Origin of the sequence: Rubritalea marina DSM 17716, from assembly GCF_000378105.1 — a bacterium.
In the GTDB taxonomy this organism is placed as follows: Bacteria; Verrucomicrobiota; Verrucomicrobiia; order Verrucomicrobiales; family Akkermansiaceae; genus Rubritalea; species Rubritalea marina.
The window spans coordinates 18,261-36,595 of sequence record NZ_KB899247.1; the positions used below are offsets into that span (position 1 = coordinate 18,261).

An 18,335-nucleotide genomic window follows, 5' to 3' on the forward strand; every position below is an offset into this window, starting at 1 on the left:
CAAGGCATCGCTGTAGGCCAAGCGAGTGAAAAGTCGCGGATCAGAATTCTCGTCGAGCACGTAGTTCAGAGCCGTGTCTGCGCCTGACTTGATGACCGGTAGAAACTGTCACATTGTCAATCAATGCCTAGTGGGCCGGGCTGGCATCACCACAGAGCAAGCGAATCCGGACGAAGAGGGTTTCGCCATCATCTGCGGCTATTGCGGTGTAGTTTTTGGCTACGCCCACCGTCCCTCCGTCGAATGACTCGAAGCTTCCCTTGAGGGGACTGCCATGCACAGAAGCCCCGGCAAAAAGGAGGGTGATTTCTGCCGCAGCCGTGATGACGGAGGAGGTTAGACATAGCCTTCTCATGCCCCAGAATATGACTGCCAATATCGGGTCAACCAAGAGCCTAGAAGATCAAACATCGAACGATAAGTGGCATTCTCGACCAGTCACCGATCCCATCTCCGGTAGTGCTTGGGCGAGTGGCCCAGTTTTTTCCGAAACACCCTACCCATGCTTTGCGCATAACCAAAACCTGTGAGCTCTGCAATTTCATCAATGGAGATATCTGTTTGTAGAAGTTCCATCGCCGCACGCACTCGAGCCAACGTCACCTCCTCAAAAACGGTCCGGTTCAAAATCTGACGAAATTTCCGCTGCAAGGAACTCCGGGACAGCCCCGAATGTCGCGCGATGGTGTCAAGACTCAGCGACTCGGCATAGTGGGACGAGATATACTGCAACGCTCTCGCCAGATCCTCGTCCGGGCTGGCGACGAAATCACTGGATTTTCGGGCTATCACGCGCCTCGGCATGATCCACAAGGGCTCATTCGGTCCCTGTTTTCCTGCCATCATCGAATCCAGCAATGAGGCCGCCTGATACCCAACAGATTCAATATCCACATCCACACTGGAGAGAGGCGGATTGTTCAAGTTGCATAGTGTCGGGTCGTTGCCAACACCCACCAAGCCGATATCCTGGCCGACGATTCTTTCCGCCCTGCGGCATGCCTCCTGCACCAACAGTCCCTCAGCATCACTGGACAACATGATCCCAGTAAATACGGGCAACTTGGCAATCCAATTCGCAACCAGCTCCACCAACTCATCCCACGCCGTTTGTTCAAAAGTCTCACGCGACAACAACAAGCTCCGGTAACCACCTCTGGCCTCCTCTACTCTTGTCCGAAAGCTACGCTCCCGGTTCACTGACCAGTTTTCCTTCTCCAATCCGATGTAGGCAAATTCACGAAACCGCTGCTCAATGAAATGCTCCGCCACCATCACTGAGATGGCATTGTCATCCACATGCACAAGCGCTGCTTCCGGCGGGCGACAAACCCCCAGAACATCAACGACCGGCACACCCTTGTCCATCACTGCCTCGCGGATCTCTTCATTTTGAAGTCGTGCGATGATTCCATCTCCCTTCCAATGCTTGAACCACTGCCGCGGAGCCTGGTCAAGCGCATGGGGAAACGCATACACCGACCAAGGACCATATTTTTTAACATAGTCGCTAATCCCCATGAGTATCCCCTGACCTACCGATAGGGAGGTTTCAACAATTAACGCCACACGAGGAACATCAGGCTTGCCCATCATTGGACCCTATCTGCTATACCGCGCCTCACAAGGTAATTTTCTCCAAGGCACATGACAAAAGGGGGGACTCCGTAATTCTTATAATTGACTAGCCTCAAGGATGCGTAATTGATTCACAAACAGTCATTCGACTGTGCCGAGTATCTATTGTACAAACCAAAATGACAACAAAAGTTGCTTGCCGAATTGACTGCAATAATGACGTAATGAGCCATTTTTGTGGCCCCCTTTTTTGTGTGCTACGCGATGGATTTACATGTAAGGGATGGGCAGTGGGCACTTGTAAAGAGCATACCGCTGGTAGCAAGTAGGTCTATGTTGGGCGTCAGAGCCTGCGGATGTCCGCGGAGAACAACGATTCAGTCGTTCACGTCGTCGAAGGAGATAGAGAGTGCATGGGGAAGGTTTGGTTCCATACTCTTATCTGCTGCCTCCTGGCGTCCAGCGAGGACAAAGACACAATCCCCCCCGATAAAATACTCCGGTGACATCGCTAGCTTATCAATCCGGTTCATTACGGATCCACTCACTATTGTAGTGACGATTTCTTGGTCTATTTTATCTTAACTTCCAGAATTTCCTGTCCGTATTTTGGTAATGCAACTTCCAAGCTGCCGTTGATCAGGTCTAAGCCTTTGAATGTGCCTAATTCTTTTTCAGTGAACAATGTCCTTACTGTATAGCTCTCTTCGGAGGCAACCCATGGGATATTGATCGCCCGTTTTTCTTCGCCGCCGTTTCCTCTTATTACGACAACCGCACCTTCGCCGTTTTCGTTGAGTTTACCCCACCAGTGCCAGTCCTCGTCAGTCGGAGCAGGTACGCCGCTGTATTGGAAGTGACGGTATATGCCATACTCTCTTTCTAGCCTTTTGATAATCTCAAATCTATCGTGGTATCGTTGGATGTTTTCTTCTGTCAGAGAAGCCAGATCCCCGGCATATACTGTAGGTGCCCCCAGAAGCCAGCTGCAGATTTGTCTGTCCTGGATCTCGCCGGTCAAACTGCCTTTGCAGTTCACCGTTGCCGCGCCGTAGAACTCTATACATTCAAGCGGTAATCCTCTGTGCAGATAAAACCTGTTTCTAGCCTTGGCACATCCTTCCAGCAGCTTTTCAGCCTGTTCCTTAGGATCGACCTTGTCCCACCAGGCCGTTGCGCCGGCCCTTTGTTTCCAATGACCCACGCCGCTGTAATCGTTAGGAGGCACGTGGTACGAAGTAGCGTGCTTTATTACAGCCAGGTCGCATGGAACCCCGGGCGTTCCCCAGTAAATCTCATGAGTGACCTGGTTGGCAATGCCAGGTACCTGTGCCCGAAGAACGTCCTGTGACTCAAACAGTCCTCGCAAACCTCTCAGCAAAGATTCTTTTTTACTTCTGCTGTAGTGACCTTTGGCAAAATCTCCGTTTTTAATGTTTGTAAAGTCCTGCTTGAAATATGTTACACCGTAGTAATCGTGCAGGTAAGCCAATTGATTGCCGAAGTACGTGCTCCACGGACTGGAAAAACTCATCGCAACACCGTCGAGGCGTCGTATTTCCGGAACAGTTGCTGCTTCGGGAAGAGCCTTAAGATCATCAGAATCACGCAGCCTGAAACACGACACCCACAACCCGATCTTAAGCCCCTTGGACCGGACATACTCGCATGTAGCCAAAAGATCCGGGAATCTTTTTATATCGGGTGTTACGCCAAGCCTGCCTTTCTGCCACCCGTCATCGATCTGCAAAGCTGCAAATCCAGCCCTTGCAGCAATGTCTGCTTGTTCACGGATGATCTCATCAGTAACGTTATGCCCAAAGTTTGACCATGTACACCATAGCGGGGCGGGTATCTCACCATCGGTCGACGCCACGCCGATATGTTTTTTAAGAAACTTCTTGAACGGCTTTTCGACAGCACGGTCAAGGGGGAGGGAAGTGCCTGAGATGGTTTTCACAACCTCTCCACTGTACCCATAGAGAAATACCGGTTCGCTCTCAAACTTTTCTGAGGGTCCCAAAACCCACTCGAAATGCTCATTGCTATAACCCATTGCACCGTTATCTTCGATCGACCGCAGTGCTGAAGGTACCTCCGAAGCAAAGATCGCCCCGGCGGTCTTTGCCGAATTACCAAAGCCAATGATACTTGAAACCGCACCATGTTCAGAAGGTGTCAGGAAAGTCTGGTTTAGATAATCATCTCTAAGATTGATGTCGTCGATGACCAGGTTGCTTAGCTTGATCCAGTTGGAGCCGTTATTGATTATTTCGACCCATTTACGTACAACCGGGTAACCATCGTAGACTTGGTAAAATATGTTTACCGAGACTCCTTTAAGAGTGGCATCATCAAGTGCCCTTGCCCTAATCATTAGCTGCGTGGTACCCGGTTCAGGGCTGGAGCACTGGCTATTGACTAAGTTGAAAACCTTACCCCAGGTTTTACCGGAGAAATCTCTCGGTTCCTGCCACTTAACACCTCCGTCTAGGACCTTGCCGCCTTCTTCTTTGATCTCAAGAGCGTCGGTAGAATTGGACACAGATGTTTTTTGGGTTATTGAACCTCCTGATTTAGCATCCACTCCTACCGGGCAGCGGTTTGGGAAGGCTTTTTCTATTCGAAAAGAAAGCTCATTTGCTCCCTCCATGATTTGCTCGCCGGCAACAGAGATACTAGCAGTATAAACATCGCTGTCTTTGATGTTGATGGTTCTGGTCAGATTGCCTGCGAGAATACGGACTTGATCACCGTCTGAGATGATATTGCAGGTTTGGTCAGTAAGGCCGGACTGATCAGCCGCAGATGCCGGATTAAGAGCCGACAAACCGATTGCCAAAGAAAGCAATCCGCTGTGTGCCCATGCGGGCTTTATTCCTCTCTCTCTCAAGAGGGCGGGGCGGGTTTTACAATTAAACTGTATCATATTGTTCTATGTTGTATTATTCAGAACTGATTTAAAGGTGAGGATCCTTACTATCAAGCGCTAAGCGCAACACTCTCTAGCAGATCTAACATCTCTTTCGGAGTTTGATGCGACGCAGGAAGCAGTGTTTGAGGCAGTGTGTGAGCCATTAAAAGCTACTTTGTTTGAGGTCTAACATTCTGTGTTTCAGTATTTATCTAGCCGCTATCAATTGCAGCTAGAAAGGGTGCATTGGGAGCCAGATGTCCACCCAATATCAGAGATGTGGACTGAGCTAGAGGAACTACTCCAGCATCACCCAGCCCAAGTGATGCTGTGGGAAGGGGAACCATTGCCCGTAGTCGCCCCAGTTCATGGAAACATAGCGGTAATACGGCCAGGTCTGCATGTTTTTGGCGGTGATCTCAGAAAGTTCGAACGGGCGGTAGAAATCGTTATGGGTCACTTTGCTATCAGCATGTGCAGACGCCCCGAGAATAGTAGAGCCGGTATGCGCTAAAAGAAGTGAGTGAGATGACTGGTGTATTTTTTCTCATTGTTAGAGCAGAGTTGTCGGCTCATGCCAAAGTGTTGGGTTCACGCCACATGTACCATAAAGTTGGACCGTTCGGCACAACGGGTTTACTGCCGAGCAAAGTAAATCCGTGCTTCTGGTAGAAGGGGAGATTGTTCACGTTGGAGTTCTCAAGGAACGCAGGGACTTGTTCTTCATCACAGCGTTCTAACATATGTTTGAGCAATTCAGAACCGACACCATTACGCTGTGATTCTGGTGATTTCCCAAGAAGAAAGAGATAGTAATAATGCTCTGTGGGCGTGGGGATGCCTTTTGAAAAAAAGAGTTTATCCAGCTTCCATAGTGCGGAGAAGCCAGCCGCTCGGGTGAAGCGAATGAGAGTAGAAAGTGAGCGGGGGAATTTGAGCTGTTGGCCGGGAGTCATCCATATGGCGACACCGTCATTTTCCGCCGTCATGTAACACACACCTTTCTCGAATAGGGCTGGAAGAATCAGAGGGTAGAGTGTGCTTAGAAAATTTGGCTTAGGAGAAAGCCAAAGCATGAAAGGGTCGGACGCAAAAGCAGCCGCGAGGATATCGGCGGCTGCTTGTTGATTTTCTGTGGTGACTTTCCGCATCGGGAGCCGATGTGTGAGGTAGATACTACTTCGTTTCTACGAAGTTTTCCTAGTCTATATTGTTGCAGATAGAGGGTATTAGCTACGAAAATCTGGAAGTTTATCGCCGTTAAAGAAGTTAGGGTCGACCCGTTGCCAGGCGTGAGCCACTTGGAAGACTTTTTCGTCGGCGTAGGGTTTACCGACAATCTGCATGCCGAGTGGCATGTTTTGTGAGCTGAGGCCAGTGGGCACATTCACCACTGGGCACCAATTGAGGACGTTCCAAGGAACGGTGAGTGCTAGAATGAAGGATTTGTGCATTTCCACACCCTCTAACTTAAAGCCTTCAACCGTTTGGTCGTAATCAGCCGGAACGTGGGGGGTAGCGAGTGATGGCATCACGATGGCATCATAGCCTTTATTGAAAGTGGCTTCAGAGATTGTTTTGTAGAGTGAAGCGACGAGTTGTTCGAATTCAGCGCGCGCCGCGGAGCCATAGTCACCACTCGCAGCTTTCTTCGCAAAGTAGCCAGCATAGGATGTCATTTCGCCGATGTTATTTATATTGAGAGCCAAGCCCGCACCCATTGCCCCCGCCATGACCCCACCGATAAACTTGGCAACGATTTCTTGCCAATCGAGGTCGATTTTCACTTCATCGACTGTGGCACCGAGAGACTGTAATTTTTCCACGGATGCTGCCATCGTAGATTTTGTGTCTTTATCGAGGTGGGCAAGTCCCATGGAGCCAACATGAGCAATGCGCATACCTTTGATCGATTCATAGTGATGCGGCATCACGAGTTTCGGCAATGTGGCAGGAAGATTTTCTGTCTGACCCGACATGACATTCATCAGTGAGATCATGTCATCAAAATTACGCGCCATTGGTCCAGTAGTCGCAAAGTAGGAGAAAATCTCGCTGGATGCGATTCGACCATGAGAGGGCTTAAATCCGTAGAGGCCATTGTAGGCACAAGGTAGGCGGATGGAACCGCCCATGTCGGAGCCTGTTGCTAGCGTGCACAAGCCAGCAGAGAGCGCACCACCAGAGCCGCCAGACGATCCACCAACAGCGTAGTTAGTATTCCAAGGATTACGTGTCACGCCCCAGAGTTTAGACCAGGTCACACCAGTCATGTAGAACTCGGGCACGGTGGTTTGAATGCTCAGAACTGCACCGGCTTCTTTAAGCTTGGTGACGATTGGGTCGGCGTGCTCCTCTGTATTGTCTTTTAGAAGTGTAGAACCACGTGTGATAATCCAACCAGCATCGTGGTGTTCGTCTTTAACTCCAACAGTGATCCCCTCGAGAGCACGGGCTGTGCCGTTTGCGTAGCGTTTTTCAGATTCTTTTGCCTGCTCCATCGCAGCATCAAAATGCGTGTAGGTGACAGAGTTGGTCTTTTTCCCTACAGCCTCAAAGCGTGCGATTTGGGCATTGAGTACATCGACTGGTGAGAGTTTCTGTGCTTTGAAAAGAGGTATAAGCTCTTCCGCTGACATATAACAAAGCTCTTCTTGGGTCAGCTCGGCAGCGGAAGCACGGTGTGCTCCGAATGCCATAGCGGCGGTGGTCGCTAGACCGATTTTGCTGAATTGACGACGCGTGAATGGTGTTTTCATGATGGGTTGTTCGGCTTGGGTTATTTCTTGTGGAGTTGTTTGAGTATGAATTCGGCCCGATGGACATTTGCTATGAATTTCTCGGTGACGCTATTATCCTCCCAGTCCTGCATGCAGACGATAGCAGTTCCAGTTTTGAGGTCGCTGAAACCGATTTGGCCGTAGGAACCGATTGTCAGAAGAAGTTTCTTCTCTGGTAGGTACCAGCCCTGTGAGGCGTAGGTGATAGGAGTGTTAAGTATGGCTGCCATTCCTTTGCCTTTTTCTGATTTGGCTAACAGATCTTTGTCGATGTCTTTGATGGAAGCATAAAAGCTCTTAGGGGCTTTACCTTGAGCGATCCATTGGTGGAAGAGCGCGTAGTCTCTCAGGGTGCAGCTAATGCCGTATGACGGGCTAGCTGAGCCGTCGACTGTGAGAGCGATCGAGCCGTTGCTGTTCGCTCCGAAGTCATTGAAGAGCTTGGAAAGTAATTTGTTGAAATGCTGACCAGTAACCCCCTCGGCGAGCAAGGCTAAGAGGTCGGTATTCTTATCGTTGTAGTTATAGATTTCACCGGGGGCATTCTGAACTTTGGTGTTGATAATCGCGTTGCGATGGCCAATAGTCTCACCTTTTTTTAGCCCTTGCTCGGCTTCGAACATGAAGGCTTCACCGCCAGGGACGTGGTAGTCGCTCGCAGGCAAAAGACCTGACTGCATATCGAGTACTTGCTGGATAGTGGCTAGGCCTAATTTTGAGTCCTTGAAGTCACTGAGGTAACTTTCGACAGTGGCCTTGGGATCCAGCTTGCCTTGGTCGATGAGTTGGGAAGCGATAATGCCCGCGTAGGTCTTGGAAGACGATTGTAGCAGCTGTGTTTGGTCTTGGCTAAAGCCGTTGTCGTAGAACTCACCGAGCACGACATTGTCTTTGAGAATCATGAAGCCCTTGGTCTGCGTGGCTGTGAGCGATTCGACGAAAGTTTGATGCTCTGAGAGTTGTTGCTGGATGTCGAAGGTGCTGTCTGCGATGGTCAACTTCGCTGGCTTCTCGGCTGTCATTACTGAGACCGTACCGAAGAGGCCGTAATCGTCCCAGTTCATGGAAACATAGCGGTAATACGGCCAGGTCTGCATGTTTTTGGCGGTGATCTCAGAAAGCTCGAATGGGCGATAAAACTCGTTTAGAGTCACTTTCGTTTCAGCATTTGCCGAGGTGCCGAAAATGGAGGAGGTGGCGAGTGCTACAAGGAGAGCGGAGTTGCGTTTATTGTTCATAGCTATTCTTAGCTTTAGTTAGGAATGAGGTTATGAAAATGGGCCAGCCAAAGGTGAGACTTCCGACTTGGCCCATGAGTGTAGAGAGTGATGAGCGTTTACTTGGTCAAATACTCGATGATGGCATCGAAGGCATTCAGGTTGTAGGCGTCGAAGTAGTCGCTAGCTGAGACTGGTTGTGAGGATTGTTTGATGATGGCAACGCCGCGGTGGACATCGCAGTAGATCCACTGACCGTGCACGCCGATGGCGGTGAAGGCTTCTTTACCCTTGGCGTGTCTGACCCACCATTGAGCTCGGTAACTCCAAGGTTCTTCTGCCATTTTACCTGAGCTGTTAGGTCCGGAGGCGAAGGCCTTTTGGTTGCCACCGTCTGAGAGCGCTTTGATGGTTTCAGCTGTGACGACTTGTTGTCCACTGAACTTGCCTCCACTCGTCATCATTGCTCCAAAGCGAGCGAGGTCGTAGGGAGTTGCATTGAGTCCGCCGCCAGCGAAGAGAGTTCCATTTTTGTCTAACAACACATAGGTTTCACCATCTGTGCCGAGCTTCGACCAGAGGACTTCGTGCATGTTGTCTTCGAAGGATTTGTTGGTGGCGCGATTAGTCAGCCAATTGACGACATCAGTTTTAGGAGTTTGGTAGTGGAAGAGTTCACCGTGCTTCGGGTGTTTTTTATCCAGCATGAGGGTTGGCAAGTATTGGTAAATGCTGCTGGCGTATTTCTTGCCGGGCACTTGGGGCATGAGACCGAGAACTCCCGCGTAGTGCACGATGCCGGATTCTGGGTCGGCATAGTCTTCAGTGAAGTCTATGGAGTTGGTCATGTTGAGCACTTGGCCAAAGGTGGCGTCGCCAAAGGCGGTGGAGGACTTGAGTTCAGGAAGGTACTTAGCAACTAGGTCACTTTCACTTACTTTCCCGTCAGCGACGGCCATCAGGCCAAAGAGCCCAGCGAATGATTTGGTGACGGACATCATCTGGTGGGGCTGGTTCGCATTCATGCCGTTGAGGTATTTCTCATAGACGACCTTGCCACCTTTCACTACGACGAGGGTGTCGGAATAGGTTTCACGCAGGAAGGTGTCCATGTCGACGGATTGGTCGGTGTTCGCTCCTTTGTCATTGGGCTTGTTCACCTTGAGTGATTGGATCGCGGGGTCGATCTTCACTTCCACAGGGACAGCAGTCTTCGCATTTTTAACGCCTGCGCTCGGGTAGAGCTTGCGCATGTTGAGGTAGGACCAACGATTGCCAGGGCCTTTGAGTAGGCTGGAGCGGTCGACGATTTTATCTGCAGCTGGTGGGAAGCCCTGCATGAGGCCCATTTCAGCGGCTGTGGCGAATTGATCAGTTTCAGCGAGAGCGGAACTCAGAGTGAGCGCTCCAATGCTGAGAGTGGTGAGAAGGGTGGATGTTTTCATAAGATGTTGGATGTTGTTGTTTTATCAAATTTTGTTCGCTGCGGGAGATGCAGCTTCGACTGTTTGTGTCGTGGAAAGAAAAAGCCATGTCTTGTGGGACATGGCTTTTTGGGAAGGGTGATTATTTTTTCTCAGGAGCATCAGCTCCGTGGTCGGCCCACTCTGGGTCCACATAAAACGGGTCTGTGATTCCTTTTTTCCGAAGTGCTACTCCGGTAAGTGTCTCGCGCAAAATACGCACAGCGACTTGTTTGGAGCGGTAGGTTGGGTCAGCAACTGGATTTACTTCCACAAGCTCGATTCCCACGACTTCTTTAGCCGTAGCAACCGCACGCAGCATAGGGAAGAGCTCACGAACGGTGAGTCCACCTGGCTCAGGAGTGCCCATGCCAGGAGCATAGACAGGATCGAGAACATCAGTATCAATAGAGATGAAAATCTTATCTGGCCCGCCTTCGAGCTCCTTGAGCACTCGCTCAGTAACTGCCTTCCAGCCTTTTTCATCGATCTCGTTCATGAAGTGGTACTTCATTTTGTTTTTGCGCATCCACTGGAGGTCTTTGGCGCCAGGCTTGACTGAGTTGAGACCAATTTGGATGAAGTGCTCGCCTTTGACGTGGCCTTCGTCGATCACGCGACGCACTGGAGCACCGTGGGTGAGGTAGTGACCAAAGAGGAGTGGGATACCATCGAAATGGGCGTCAAAGTGGACGACTGCGACCTTGCCCTTACCGTGAACTTCAGTAACTGCTGCGACATCAGCGTACATCAGTGAGTGGTCTCCGCCGATTGTGACTGGGATCGCTCCAGCTTCTGCAATTTCTTTTGCCATTTCGTAGACTGGAAGGACACTGCGCTCGCCTGAGAAAATATCCACAGGTGCGTCGCCATAGTCGACACAGTTGAGGACTTTGGTGAAGTCCACATCACCAGCAACGGGATGGGAAAGTGGGGAGATTTCACCCCAGCCACCGACGATTTCACCAGTGCGCACGGCTTGTGGTCCATACGCCGTGCCCCTTTGTCCCGTGGACATGTCAATCGGAGCACCAAAGAAAGCGACTTCGACTTTCCCAGCTTTCAAATCCTCTGGGCCGAGTGCGACTGGAAGGCGAAAGAAAGTAGGGATACCCATGTAGGCGAGACCACCGACAGTTTTCTGAATATTGATCGGACCGGGCTCGCGCTTCGGATTATTGTTAGGGTCGCGGCGGAGCTTGCGCACATCGAGAGTGGGGTCACGGCTATCTAGAGGGACAGCATTTGGGGTCTCTTGGAGCATTTCGATGAGAGTTTTTTCAGTCTTAGGATCGAACTTTTCAGCAGCGCTTAGAGGTTGGCTGAGGAGAGATACTGTGAGTGAAGCGGTGAGTGCTGATACAGTTTTCATGGATTTAGTGGAATAGAATGAGTTGGGGTAAATATAACAGATGGAGTTAGTTTTGGGCGACACCTTTTTCATTGCAAATGAGATGGTGACTTATGGAAAGAGAAGAGTGACACCGAAACGGAATTGCCAATCAGCAGCACCGTCAGGGCGTACGACATTATAGTAGGGGCCACCTGAGATATCGAGGCCCATGCCGTCACCGAGATCGAAGGTGCGGCCAAGGTGAAAGCCGAGTGGGACTGTCCAGCGATTGTCTGAGTCAGCATTCCAGTCGGCGGCGATGGTGGCATTGTAGCCGATGCTCATTCCTGGTACTGCCGCAACATTGTAGAATACCATGGGTTGGAGAGACATGACGTTGAAGTTGCCGTCGAAGCCCCAGTGGTTGCCGACGATGCCCGCGAAGGAGATGTTTTCCGTGAGGTTGGTGGTGATCACACCGGCTAGACCAGCGCCCCAGCCAGGGCCTTGGAGTGCACGGTCGGTAGATGTAGGAAGGGAGAGCTGTGGCCCTAGACCCCACTTGATAGAGCTCTCTGAGTGTGGAGCCACGAATGCCTGAAAGATCGAGTCACCGAGTCCCCATGTCGATTTGCTGCGGTCACGACGTTCTTCTTCAAGAATAGGTAAGTTGGTGCCAGGTTCGACGCCTAGTATTGGAATGACACCACGTGGGATGAAGGTGAAGCCTTGTTCTTTAAAATCAATGGCGTAGACGGGCTGGAGCTGAAAGCTAAAGGAGGTGTCATCAGTGGCGCCGGTGTTAAAGCCAATGCTGTTGTCGGTCATCAGAGCGCGCATGTTAGCCAGCGGGTTCTGCAACTTACGCGCCATTTCATCTGCTGAGTCTTGTGCTGCTAAGGGGAGTGAAATTAACAGGCTGGAGAGAATTGCTTTTTTGTACATTATGTTACCTCACTATATAATTAACAGAATTTCTACTAAAAAAACTGATAGTGTACAAGGAAACTCGGTGATTCTGCGTCTGAAATGGAGTTTTAAAATAGGAGGCGGAGCGTTGCAGAAGGCGTCTCTCCAAAAAAGTGGCGGTATTGTTGAATAGCGCGGCTGTAGTCGGAGAACCCAGCCTCGAGAGCAGCATTGGTGACTGAGGTCTCAGGTTTTTCTATGAGGCGGGTACGGAAGCAGTGAAGCTTCTCGATAAGGTGAAATTGGTAGGGTGGGATGGTGCACCAATTTTTGAAGAGGCGGTAAGCTGTGGCCTCTGAGAGCGAGAGTTGTTCAGCCATTTCGCTAATGGATGGTGGGGAGCTACGACTCAAGTCTCTAAGGTAAGATTTCATCTCTTCAAGTACTGCCGATGAACGGAGAGCCTTGGCTATCTCTTTTTGTTCTGACGGGCTAGGGCTGAAGTAGGGTTCGAGAAGGAAGGTAAGAAGGTGGAGAACTTCATCACTATAGGCATTGAGTTCTCTAGTGGACGCTGTGTTGCTTTTGAGACTTTCCGTGATATCGGAACTGAGAGTCACGAGCTTGTCTTTTAAAGTAGGATCAACACTTGTGACAGGATGGGGGAGGGCATTGTCAAAATCAAATGGGAAACGGTCGAAGTCGACGTCGATTGTGAGTACTTGGATCCCCTCAGGAGCAGTGTACTCAAGGGGGGTGTTAGGTGTGACGAGAACGATGGAATGAAGACCAACTTCTCTGCAGTTCACCAGTGCTGGAGATGGCGCGGAAAGGATGAGGTTGAGAGTGAACCCTGGGGAGAGGCGCGTTTGCTTTGCTGCGACGCTGGCACCAAATGTATCCCAGCAGAGATTGACGCCGTCTAGGTCGACATGGGTTTCTTCGAAATAAAAGGGTCCTGAGTTAAGTTGACGGCATTCGGTGTGCCAATCTGGTCCGAAGGCGTCAGCGAAGTGGTCGATACTCTTAGCGTGTAGAGTTTGGACGCGTGGGGTAGTTTTCATGTTTGGTCATAGGAGAGGAACTTTTATGGGGGGATAATAGGCTAAAATGATAGGATGTGTATATACGCAAATTGTTAGGTGAGGTAGTGTTGTGTTCTATCTTAGATTACTATCCCTAATGAACACATCCAAAATACTTAGTGCTGGATTTGCTCTGGCTGCAGCCTTGCCTGCTGCAGCGCAGATCCATAAAGAAATCGTGGAGAAGGCTCCGAAGGAAGAGCTAGTTCCAATGCCTCATGTTGATCTTAAAGATCCGACCCGGATGAAGATTGAGCAAAATAAGGCGACGAACGTCTGGCGTGACGAACGTGATCCCAAGCGAAACCCAGAGCGTAAAGCTGGGCCGATTGATATTCAGCGCTATGATGTCCAGTTAGAGCCAGTGGGGATTAAGACCTTTTTCCAACTTCCTGTTGCGTTAGAGAAGAAAGATCTGGTAGCTGGCGAGGTTGATGTTGCTATTTTTGGCGCAGCGACTGCAGCACTACCGCACTCTGCTGGTAACATGTGGGCTCCCGCTGAGATCCGCTACACGCGTGACTGGGGTGCCTATGGTGACCCTAAATTCCCGCTCAGTTGGATTGAGTATGAAACATTGCTCAACCCATTTGAAAATCTTACAGCTGTCGATTATGGTGATGTCGGGATTAATCCCTATAACCAAGCTCATACGCTTGAGGAGATTCGTCGTGTCACACGAGAAATCGCATCGACTGGTGCAATCCCTTTTGCTATTGGCGGTGATCACTCTATTCCAAATGCAACCTATCGTGGTATTGTCGATGTCTACGGCAAGAAGAAGGTGGGCTTCCTTCACTTTGATGTGCACCTCGATCGTGGCACGGGTAAGTTTGGCGCATTCTATCACTCTGGTAGCTACATGAATATGGCTGTCGATGAAGGTTTGCTAGACGGTAAGCACGTGGTGCAGTTTGGTATGGGGAGCCCAGCCTTTGGTGAAGACCTCTATGATGAAATCCTAGAAGAAGGCGGCAAAGTGTATCACCTCCACGAGATTCGTCGCGACGGCGTGGATGCTATTTTTGAGCAAATTTACAAAGACTTCAAAGATGTTGAACTGGTTTATGTTTCATTTGATATTGATGTGTTTGATATGTCTTATGCCCCAGGAACGGGCTCCAGTGAGCCAACAGGCATGACACCTAACGAGTTGTTCCCGCACTTGCGCAAGTTTGCTGCTACAAAGAGTATTGTTGGACTCGACTTGGTTGAGTTTAACCCATTCTACGATAACAAAGGGCAGCAGACAGCGCGCCTTTGTCGCCGTGTGATGCTCCAGTTCCTGACTGGTATTTCGATGAAGAAGAAGGGCATGGACCCGAACTACATCAACCCACGTGTGAGTGGTAAGCCATAGGGAAATAGAGATATTTATCTAAACCAAAAAGCCCGTGCAGTGGAATGCTGCACGGGCTTTATTCTGGTTTGTTAGAAATAATTAGTGCTATTTAAGGGCTGTGGTAGCTCTGATATCGTGGTTCTCTATTAAAGGGAATTAAGTTGAATCGAAGAGGGGATCCGCTAGTTTTTTGCAAGTTAGATGATGAGATTTTTGAAAGAGCCTGTGCTATACTACGTGCTGTTAGGTAGTATGATTTATCTAGGATTTGCGTACATCAGTTCTAGGGATATTGATGAAAAGCAGCGGATCGAGGTGCGGGCGGAGGTGGTGCAGGCGTACTTGAAGCGCGACGAGGAGCTTTCTGGTAAGAAGAGTACGGAGGAAAACCGAGCTCAGACAATTGAGAACATTATCGATGAGGAAGTCATGCTGCGCGAAGCCTATGCAGTAGGCTATGATAAGACCGACCCGCGCGTGAGGAAGCGGTTGTTGACCTTGATGCGCTCGGCGCTGACACCAAGTGTTGCGGATCCGACGGTGACGCAACTTCAGGAGTTTTATCAGCAAAAGAAAGCCGAGTTCCTAAGTGAGCCGTCTTATGATTATGAGCAGGTGTACTTTTCTCATGTTTCAGAAAAAGTCCCTCAAGACCCCAAAGTGTTTATAGGTGAGTTAGAGGTGGCTGATGAACCAATCAAGCTGGGCGAGGTGTATTCTTATGGTCACCTCTTTCGTGGGCAAGGGCGCGAGCGGGTGGCGATGTATTTTGGTGGAGAGATGGCGGAGGCGATGGAGTCCCAAGCTGTCGGCGAGTGGTTCGGGCCTGTGCGTTCACGTGTGGGGACGCATTATGTGCGCGTGATCAACAAGAACGAGGCGCGTCAGCTGAGCTATGAAGAAGTCGAGCCTTATCTTAAAGAGTCATGGTTGTTTGAGCAAATCGAGCAGCAACAGGATGCCGCTTTGAAGGCGCTGCGGGATAAATACGAAATCGAAGTTCCAGAGAGCGATGCGTAGGGTGGTCTTGAAGGCGCTGTGTGCGTTGCATTTCTTTCTACTTTCAGCTGTCGTTTCTGCTGATGATGCGGGCTTGATCACTGCGCGTATCTTTGAGCTTAGCGAGCAGCGATATTCTGTGGAGGTGGACGTGGCTCCGCAATTGCAGAGTGTGCTCTCAGAGCCGATTTTCCCAGATGGGTTTGAAGGGGGGGGAGCTGAGTATTCCAAACGTGGGGCGATGTTACATGTCTCCTATTCATTCAGTGGTGACCGCATGTTAGATGCTGAGGATGTGCTTTTGCTGCCATGGGGACGCACTGGGGCACTGGTTTATTTTACGGATCAGAATGGCACGGAAACGAGTGCGATGTTTTTGAATGACCTAGTGGGCATTCCCGTGGTGATGGCCGATCTGAAGATGGATGGGTCGCCTAGCTCGGCATGGGGTGATGTACTACAAGGGTTACAAGGGGGATGGACGACTTGGGCTTTTTCTCTGGCGTGGTTGGCGATTGGTTTTGGGATGGTGGGGCTGGCTTGGCGCGCACGCTTGTTGGCTTTTTGTAGTGGCGTGTTGGCTTTTTTAGTGTTGGGCGATTTTGTCGACCATGCCTTGAATCAGGTGAGCCTGGTGGTATTGACTGGTTTGGCGGCGTTATTTGTTCTCCGTTGTGACGGGAAGCGAGTGGCGGGGATTGTGGCGATCGCAGCTTTTCTGAGTGGATTCCTGCAACCTGTTGGGGAAAGCCATCTGTACTCTCTAGGTGCTTGTCTCAGTGCCTTGTCGCTGACTGTGCTTGGTGGGCTGATAGGAAGGGCGATGCAGAAGCAAAAACGCTGGATCGAGCTCGCGCTAGGTGCAGGTGTCTTTGCTGGAATGTTGTGGGGGTATCTGCATCCACCCATATCTGAGAAAGACAAAGCGACAGTGGAGATCGCGCAGCGGGTGAGCCCTAGTGCGAAAGCAGCCGCACCTCGACGCCTTAATGAGCCAGTGATGTGCTTTATCAACGTGGAGCCTTACGAAATACGTGTCGAGGTGATGTGCTCAGCCAAGTCGATGCAGCAGGAGTTAGGGCTAGAATTGGCAGATCCTCGTTTCATTGGAGTCGCCGAGTTAGAGAATTTTAAACAAAAAGTTCAGAGCTATGTGGGATCTCTCCAGCAGTTTTCAATCAATGGTAAGTTGGTGCAAGCGAACGGCGAGCAGACAGACTTTTTAACGCTCGGGGCAGCCGGTGCCTATGCGCGTACAAAAGCAGTGGTAGAGAATCTTGAAACTGCGATTGTTGGAGTGAGTTTTTCTTATCTGGTCGATGCGCCAGTGGAGGAGCTTGGCTTGCAGTGGAGCAAGCTTCCATTCGAAGGGACTGCGGTGCCGTGCTCGGTGATGACTCCGTCTACCACGCAAGGGTATACGCTGGGCTCAGAAAATCTAGAGGTGCTGTGGAAAGATACGGGGAATGCGATCAAGCAAACGCAGGTGCGAGTCACGGAGTCTAGTATGCCCGAGTGGGCGCCGTTGAGTTTGCTCTGCCTCTTTGCTGTATTTCTACGCAAGCCAAACTTGAGTCTCGCGCTGGTGGGAATCGGGATTTTGAGCTTTCCCATCGTGCGTGTTCAGAACCCATGGGTGAGTCCCTTGGATGCGGCTGAGGCGGAAGAGGTAGTCGAATCCCTATTAGAGAATGTCTATCGGTCCTTTGATTTCCGTCGCGAGGGAATGATTTATGATCAATTGGCCAAGAGTGTCGAGGGGGAGCAGCTGAGAGAGATTTATCTCGATCAACGCAAGGCTCTGGAGTTAGAAAAACGTGGCGGTGCGAGAGCGCGTGTGGAAGCAATCGAAATGGGTGAAGTCGGCAATGTGCTGCGCAGCGAAGATGGCGTAGCAGTCACTGCGCAATGGAAGGTGCGTGGATCAGTCAATCACTTTGGGCACACGCACTACAGACAGAATGCGTATCGTGCGACACTTGTATTGGTAGTGGATGAGAATACATGGAAAATTTCTGATGTGGAAGTTCACGAAGAAGAAAGGGTTTATTAGATGGTGGAGATCGAACAATTAGAATTTCAGTACCCCACTGGGGAGTATCGACTGAAGCTCGATGCTTTATCGATAGCAGCTGGCAAAGCAAGTGCGATCGTCGGGCCGAGTGGTTGTGGTAAGACGACTCTATTGCATCTGATTTCCGGGATTAAGCTACCGAGTCGTGGGACAGTGAGAACCCTAGGAGAAGAGGTGCATCAAATGCAGCAGACCGAACGTAGGGATTTCAGATTGAAGAATATCGGTCTCATTTTTCAAGAATTTGAGCTACTAGACTACCTGAATGTCTTGGATAATGTTTTATTGCCATACCGTATCAGTAGTGCCTTGAGCTTGACTCATGAGGTCAAGGAACGAGCAGCCTTGCTGTTGGAGCGTGTAGGGATGGGGAGCAAGATGAAACGTCCCGTACGCCAACTCTCGCAGGGTGAGAGGCAACGTGTGGCTATTTGCAGGGCCTTGTTGACGGAGCCCAAAATGATTTTGGCAGACGAACCTACAGGCAATTTAGACACAGAGAATACTGATAAAGTGTTAGATGTTGTCTTTGATTACGTGCACGAGAGTGGTGCAGGCTTGATCAGTGTGACACACGAGCGACACTTGTTGGAGCGGTTCGACGACTGCATTGATTTTCTGGAATTGAAGCAAGGTTGAGG

16 protein-coding genes are annotated in these 18,335 nt (G+C 50.2%); 4 read left to right on the plus strand and 12 right to left on the minus strand.

The window, feature by feature from the left end; translation table 11 throughout:
• Positions 1 to 127: 127 nt before the first annotated feature.
• The 12 genes from F454_RS0100080 to F454_RS0100135 form a co-directional block, all read right to left on the minus strand.
• The gene (locus F454_RS0100080) at positions 128 to 355 is read right to left on the minus strand and encodes a hypothetical protein (RefSeq protein WP_018968575.1); all 228 of its coding nucleotides are present in this window, start codon (positions 353 to 355) and stop codon (positions 128 to 130) included.
• Between the two features lie 83 nt (positions 356 to 438).
• Positions 439 to 1,596, minus strand: a complete 1,158-nt coding sequence (locus F454_RS0100085) for an AraC family transcriptional regulator (RefSeq protein WP_018968576.1) — start codon at positions 1,594 to 1,596, stop codon at positions 439 to 441.
• Positions 1,597 to 1,955: 359 nt separating this feature from the next.
• The gene (locus tag F454_RS16205) at positions 1,956 to 2,111 is read right to left on the minus strand and encodes a hypothetical protein (RefSeq protein WP_018968577.1); all 156 of its coding nucleotides are present in this window, start codon (positions 2,109 to 2,111) and stop codon (positions 1,956 to 1,958) included.
• Positions 2,112 to 2,149: 38 nt separating this feature from the next.
• Positions 2,150 to 4,507 (minus strand): alpha-galactosidase, encoded by a 2,358-nt coding sequence (locus F454_RS0100095; protein WP_018968578.1) that lies wholly within the window; start codon positions 4,505 to 4,507, stop codon positions 2,150 to 2,152.
• Between the two features lie 283 nt (positions 4,508 to 4,790).
• Positions 4,791 to 4,952 carry a hypothetical protein gene (locus F454_RS16210; RefSeq protein ID WP_018968579.1) on the minus strand — a complete coding sequence of 54 codons (162 nt, stop codon included), beginning with the start codon at positions 4,950 to 4,952 and terminating at the stop codon, positions 4,791 to 4,793.
• A 112-nt stretch (positions 4,953 to 5,064) separates the two neighbouring features.
• Complete coding sequence (locus F454_RS15370; protein WP_018968580.1) at positions 5,065 to 5,643, minus strand: GNAT family N-acetyltransferase; 579 nt, start codon at positions 5,641 to 5,643, stop codon at positions 5,065 to 5,067.
• Between the two features lie 78 nt (positions 5,644 to 5,721).
• Positions 5,722 to 7,251: an amidase gene (locus F454_RS13595; RefSeq protein ID WP_018968581.1), complete on the minus strand. Its 1,530-nt coding sequence runs from the start codon at positions 7,249 to 7,251 to the stop codon at positions 5,722 to 5,724.
• A 20-nt stretch (positions 7,252 to 7,271) separates the two neighbouring features.
• Positions 7,272 to 8,510 carry a serine hydrolase domain-containing protein gene (locus F454_RS0100115; protein ID WP_018968582.1) on the minus strand — a complete coding sequence of 413 codons (1,239 nt, stop codon included), beginning with the start codon at positions 8,508 to 8,510 and terminating at the stop codon, positions 7,272 to 7,274.
• 98 nt (positions 8,511 to 8,608) lie between these two features.
• Positions 8,609 to 9,934 carry a serine hydrolase domain-containing protein gene (locus F454_RS0100120; RefSeq protein WP_018968583.1) on the minus strand — a complete coding sequence of 442 codons (1,326 nt, stop codon included), beginning with the start codon at positions 9,932 to 9,934 and terminating at the stop codon, positions 8,609 to 8,611.
• Between the two features lie 121 nt (positions 9,935 to 10,055).
• A complete protein-coding gene (locus tag F454_RS0100125) occupies positions 10,056 to 11,324 on the minus strand; it encodes an agmatinase family protein (RefSeq protein ID WP_205618966.1) in 1,269 nt (422 codons plus the stop codon).
• Between the two features lie 90 nt (positions 11,325 to 11,414).
• On the minus strand, positions 11,415 to 12,230 hold the full coding sequence (locus F454_RS0100130) for a hypothetical protein (protein ID WP_018968585.1): 816 nt from the start codon (positions 12,228 to 12,230) through the stop codon (positions 11,415 to 11,417).
• Positions 12,231 to 12,322: 92 nt separating this feature from the next.
• Entirely contained in the window at positions 12,323 to 13,258 is a 936-nt protein-coding gene (locus F454_RS0100135; protein WP_018968586.1) for a helix-turn-helix domain-containing protein, read from the minus strand.
• A 118-nt stretch (positions 13,259 to 13,376) separates the two neighbouring features.
• Between F454_RS0100135 and F454_RS0100140 the strand changes: the two genes are divergently transcribed.
• The 4 genes from F454_RS0100140 to F454_RS0100155 all read left to right on the plus strand — a co-directional run bounded on the left by F454_RS0100140 (position 13,377) and on the right by F454_RS0100155 (position 18,333).
• Complete coding sequence (locus F454_RS0100140; RefSeq protein ID WP_018968587.1) at positions 13,377 to 14,639, plus strand: agmatinase family protein; 1,263 nt, start codon at positions 13,377 to 13,379, stop codon at positions 14,637 to 14,639.
• A 234-nt stretch (positions 14,640 to 14,873) separates the two neighbouring features.
• A complete protein-coding gene (locus F454_RS0100145) occupies positions 14,874 to 15,641 on the plus strand; it encodes a peptidyl-prolyl cis-trans isomerase (RefSeq protein WP_156817049.1) in 768 nt (255 codons plus the stop codon).
• Complete coding sequence (locus F454_RS0100150) at positions 15,634 to 17,673, plus strand: hypothetical protein (RefSeq protein WP_018968589.1); 2,040 nt, start codon at positions 15,634 to 15,636, stop codon at positions 17,671 to 17,673. The genes F454_RS0100145 and F454_RS0100150 overlap by 8 nt, the downstream gene beginning before the upstream one ends.
• On the plus strand, positions 17,674 to 18,333 hold the full coding sequence (locus tag F454_RS0100155; RefSeq protein WP_018968590.1) for an ABC transporter ATP-binding protein: 660 nt from the start codon (positions 17,674 to 17,676) through the stop codon (positions 18,331 to 18,333).
• The last annotated feature ends 2 nt before the right edge of the window (positions 18,334 to 18,335 follow it).